Annotated in this window: 4 protein-coding genes, 1 rRNA gene and 1 pseudogene; 1 reads left to right on the plus strand and 5 read right to left on the minus strand. The window is 65.3% G+C overall.

Features of this window, described 5'->3' with window-relative positions; translation table 11 throughout:
* Together B4L26_RS02705 and murA are read right to left on the minus strand one after the other, a co-directional pair.
* A 16S ribosomal RNA gene (locus B4L26_RS02705) occupies positions 1-323 on the minus strand; the annotation flags it as partial.
* A 520-nt stretch (positions 324-843) separates the two neighbouring features.
* Positions 844-2,100 carry a UDP-N-acetylglucosamine 1-carboxyvinyltransferase gene (gene murA / locus B4L26_RS02710; RefSeq protein ID WP_290715539.1) on the minus strand — a complete coding sequence of 419 codons (1,257 nt, stop codon included), beginning with the start codon at positions 2,098-2,100 and terminating at the stop codon, positions 844-846.
* 29 nt (positions 2,101-2,129) lie between these two features.
* Between murA and B4L26_RS02715 the strand changes: the two genes are divergently transcribed.
* Positions 2,130-2,720 (plus strand): cob(I)yrinic acid a,c-diamide adenosyltransferase, encoded by a 591-nt coding sequence (locus tag B4L26_RS02715; RefSeq protein WP_290715541.1) that lies wholly within the window; start codon positions 2,130-2,132, stop codon positions 2,718-2,720.
* A gap of 8 nt (positions 2,721-2,728) precedes the next feature.
* Here the strand turns inward: B4L26_RS02715 and B4L26_RS02720 are convergent, their stop codons facing one another.
* The 3 genes and pseudogenes from B4L26_RS02720 to B4L26_RS02730 form a co-directional block, all read right to left on the minus strand.
* Positions 2,729-3,169, minus strand: coding sequence for a DUF2550 domain-containing protein (locus B4L26_RS02720; protein WP_290715543.1), 441 nt, complete (start codon positions 3,167-3,169; stop codon positions 2,729-2,731).
* Between the two features lie 88 nt (positions 3,170-3,257).
* Positions 3,258-3,638, minus strand: coding sequence for a F0F1 ATP synthase subunit epsilon (locus B4L26_RS02725; protein WP_290715545.1), 381 nt, complete (start codon positions 3,636-3,638; stop codon positions 3,258-3,260).
* A 9-nt stretch (positions 3,639-3,647) separates the two neighbouring features.
* Positions 3,648-4,362, minus strand: a pseudogene (locus tag B4L26_RS02730) (F0F1 ATP synthase subunit beta); the annotation flags it as partial.

The following is a 4,362-nucleotide window of genomic DNA, read 5'->3' on the forward strand; positions in this document are numbered from 1 at the left end:
TGTCTCAGTCCCAGTGTGGCCGATCACCCTCTCAGGTCGGCTACCCGTCGTCGCCTTGGTAGGCCATTACCCCACCAACAAGCTGATAGGCCGCGGGCCCATCCCAAACCGCAAAAGCTTTCCACCACAAGACATGCATCCCATGGTCATATCCGGTATTAGACCCAGTTTCCCAGGCTTATCCCAAAGTTTGGGGCAGATCACCCACGTGTTACTCACCCGTTCGCCACTCGAGTACCCCCGAAGGGGCCTTTCCGTTCGACTTGCATGTGTTAAGCACGCCGCCAGCGTTCGTCCTGAGCCAGGATCAAACTCTCCATGAAAAAACAAAGAAAACAACCAACCCACAACCAAAAAGTCACGAGCCGGCCATCCTCAGAACAATCCTCACAGAGGCAAAAACCCCAGCAAAAACAATCCAAAAAAACAAAACTGGCATCAAAAAACAGACACCATCAAAAAATGGCATCAAACAAATTTGTCACACACTATCGAGTTCTCAAAGAACACACACCCGCTGGCGCCATCCCCAAGGGGACGCTCTCCAGCAAGCTGGGTTTTGTTGGATGTTGACCCCTCATTTGGGGCAACTCTCCCATCCTAACAGACCTGTTCGCCAGGCGCAAACTCGCGTTCGCGTCTGATCAGATCCGGGCTGTTCGGAAGTGTCAACGCCAGACTCGGTCTCCGTATTCCGGCGCTCCTGTCGGAGTTGGCCGGCGGCGCCGTGGCGCGCTGACTCCGACTAAGTTACGCATGCGTGTCGGGCAGGTCAATTCGCTGGCACGTGACGTCCGCCACACTGGATCGAGTCCAGATATAAGCGCAGGTCAGGGTCTCCGGCTAGCCGGAGACCCGCTCGATCTCGCCGCCAAGGGAGCGTAGCTGCGCCAGGAAATCGGGGTAACCCCGGTCGATGTGCTCGATGTCGTACACCTCGGTGACCCCGTCGGCGACCAGGCCGGCCAAGACAAGTCCGGCGCCCGCCCGGATGTCGGAGGACCACACGGGAGCACTCGAGAGGCGCTCGACGCCACGGATGACCGCATGGTGACCGTCGGTACGCGCATCGGCACCGAGCCGGACCATCTCCTCGACGAACCGGAACCGTGCCTCGAAGACGTTCTCAGTCACCACCGACATCCCGTCGGCGACGGCCGCGAGTGCGATCATCATCGGCTGCAGGTCAGTGGGGAAACCCGGATACGGCAGAGTCGACACGTTGATCGCTACGGGCCGCGCCTCTTGGCGCACACGGAACCCGTCGTCGTAGCGGTCGACCTTGGCGCCGGCGTCGGCGAGCTTGTTCAACACCAGCGCCAGGTGGTCGGGATCGACGCCGCGGACCGTGACGTCGCCGCGGGTCATCGCCGCCGCGATCCCCCACGTCGCGCCGACGATGCGGTCCCCCACCACCCGGTGGGTGGTGGGGTGCAACTCGCGCACGCCGGTGACGGTCAGTGTCGAGGTGCCCGCACCGTCGATCTGCGCGCCCATCTGGGTCAGCATCTCGCACAGGTCGATGATCTCGGGCTCACGCGCAGCATTGTCGACCGTGGTCACGCCGTCGGCCAGTACCGCCGCCATCAGGATGTTCTCCGTCGCCCCAACGGAGGGGAATTCGAGCGCGATCGGTGCGCCCGTCAGCGCCTGCGCCGACGCGACGACGCAACCGTGCTCGATCGCGCTCTCGGCCCCCATGGCCCGCAGGCCCGCCTGGTGCATGTCGAGTGGCCGCGACCCGATCGCGTCACCGCCGGGCAGCGCCACGATTGCACGGCGACAGCGGGCCATCAACGGACCGAGGACGCACACCGAGGCGCGGAACTGCTTAACTGCGTCGAAGTCGGCGTGGAAGCTCGGCATGGCCGGCGAATCGATCCGCACCTCGTCGCCGTCGAGCTCCACCGATGCGCCCAGCCCGCGGAGGACCTCCGCCATCAGCGGCACGTCGGCGATATCGGGCGAGTTGGTCAGCACCGTCGTGCCTTCCGCCAGCAGGGCTGCGGCCATCAGCTTCAGGACGCTGTTCTTGGCTCCTGTCACCGCCACTTCGCCGGAGAGCCGCGCACCACCGGACACCAGAAACCGATCACTCACCCCCGTAGCTTATCCACTACCGTGAACTCATGGCCGTCCACCTCACCCGCATCTACACCCGCACCGGCGACGACGGGACCACCGGGTTGTCCGACTTCTCCCGCGTCGCGAAGAGCGACCCCCGTGTCACCGCCTACGCCGATTGCGACGAGGCGAACGCGGCGATCGGCGTGGCACTGACCCTCGGTGCGCTGTCACCCGACATCGCCCAGGTGCTCGGTACCGTGCAGAACGACCTCTTCGACGCCGGTGCGGACCTGTCGACCCCCGTCGTCGCCGACCCGAAGTACCCACCACTGCGCATCGAACAGTCCTACATCGATGCACTCGAGCGGTGGTGTGACGCCTACGGCGAGAGCTTGCCCGCCCTCGACTCGTTCATCCTTCCCGGCGGAACCCCTGGATCCGCACTGCTGCACCAAGCGCGGACCGTCGTGCGGCGGGCCGAGCGCTCCGCGTGGGCAGCGATCGACGCCCACCCGCAGGACACGTCGGTGCTACCGGCGAAATACCTCAACAGGCTCTCTGACCTGTTGTTCATTCTCGCCCGCGTCGCTGCCGGACCGGCTGGCGACGTCAAATGGGTGCCCGGCGGCAATCGCACGCGCCCGGACGCCTGAGCTGCGGGTCAGCTTGACCGACGACGGGCCCGCGGCGGCGGAGCCGATTCGAGCCAGGCCTGGAAGGCCGTGAACGCGTCGGGTGTCATGCCCAACTCATAAGCACCGCCCGCTGCGTCGGCACCCGGTCCGAGTTCGACGATGACCAGCCCATCGAGGATCTCCCGCTCGGTGCCGCGCGGCTCCCGTCGCCCCACCACCGTGATCGCACTGCGGATGAGCCGCACGGCAGGGCCGCGCCAGAAGGTCACCAGACGGTGGTAGACCAGCGTGTCGTCGCCGTAGTGCGCGGATCCGTGGTGCCAGCCGTGGTCCTCCGCCGCCGGCACTGGTCGCAATAGCAGCGGGGTGCCACTCCGTCGCAGTTCAGCCAACCGGTACATCGACAGGGACGCAACGGCGACTGCCGCAGCGAGCGCTACGGCTAGTACGACGATCCAGACGACCATCACGACACCGGTGCCACGGGCATGGGCACAGACACCAATCGCCCGACCGGCGGTGAACACCGAATCGGGCGATTGACGACGCGCATTACTACCTTGCCAGGGCGGCAGCCGCTGACAGTCGGGACTTCGCGAGCTGGTGTGTCTCGCTACCGGGCTCGGCTTCTTCGAGAGCCGCGGTCTCGGCCGCGACGTCGACGTGATGGGCCCATTCCGCCGACTCGGCGAGAATGGTCACGCCCTCCGTCGCCACCGACAGGAAGCCACCGGTCACCGCCGCAACGCGGCGATCGCCCCCGACCTCGGTGACCGCGATGTAGCCGCCTTCGCGCAGCTGGCCCAACAACGGAGCATGGCCGGCCAAAACGCCGATCTCACCGTCGGTGGTCTGGGCGACGAGGATCGTTGCCTCACCCGAATACAGTCGCTCGTCGGCTGAGACGAGATCTACCCGGAAGCTCTTGTCCGCCATGACCGGTCTCTACTTCCCGGCGAGCTTGGCAGCCGCGGCCTCGACGTCGTCGAGCCCGCCACAGCTGTTGAACGCCTGCTCGGGCAGGTGGTCGAACTCGCCCTTGCAGACCCGGTCGAAGGCATCGATGGTATCGGCCAGCGGCACGACCGAGCCGACCTGGCCGGTGAACTTCTCCGCAACGAGGAAGTTCTGCCCGAGGAACTTCTGGATACGACGGGCCCGGTTGACCGTGACCTTGTCCTCCTCGGAGAGCTCGTCCATACCGAGGATCGCGATGATGTCCTGCAGCTCCTTGTACTTCTGCAGGATGCGCTTGACCTCGTTGGCGACGCGGAAATGCTCGTCACCCACGATCGACGCCTCTAGGATGCGCGAGGTCGACGTCAGCGGGTCCACAGCCGGGTAGATACCCAGCTGCGAGATCGGGCGCGACAGCTCGGTGGTCGCATCGAGGTGAGCGAAGGTCGTTGCCGGTGCCGGGTCGGTGTAGTCGTCGGCGGGGACGTAGATCGCCTGCAGCGAGGTGATCGAGCGGCCCTTCGTCGACGTGATGCGCTCCTGCAGCTCGCCCATCTCGTCGGCCAGCGTCGGCTGGTAACCCACGGCCGACGGCATGCGGCCGAGCAGCGTCGAAACCTCCGAGCCCGCCTGCGTGAAGCGGAAGATGTTATCGATGAACAGCAGCACGTCCTGGTGCTTGACGTCACGGAAGTACTCCGCC

This window comes from Gordonia sp. UBA7599 (assembly GCA_002477755.1).
Classification (GTDB): Bacteria; Actinomycetota; Actinomycetes; order Mycobacteriales; family Mycobacteriaceae; genus Gordonia.

Bases quoted from the DNA above. Each gene is read 5' to 3' on its own strand.
- B4L26_RS02715 (WP_290715541.1), top strand. From the start codon at position 2,130: ATGGCCGTCCACCTCACCCGCATCTACACCCGCACCGGCGACGACGGG.
- B4L26_RS02725 (WP_290715545.1), bottom strand. From the start codon at position 3,638: ATGGCGGACAAGAGCTTCCGGGTAGATCTCGTCTCAGCCGACGAGCGA.
- B4L26_RS02720 (WP_290715543.1), bottom strand. From the start codon at position 3,169: ATGGTCGTCTGGATCGTCGTACTAGCCGTAGCGCTCGCTGCGGCAGTC.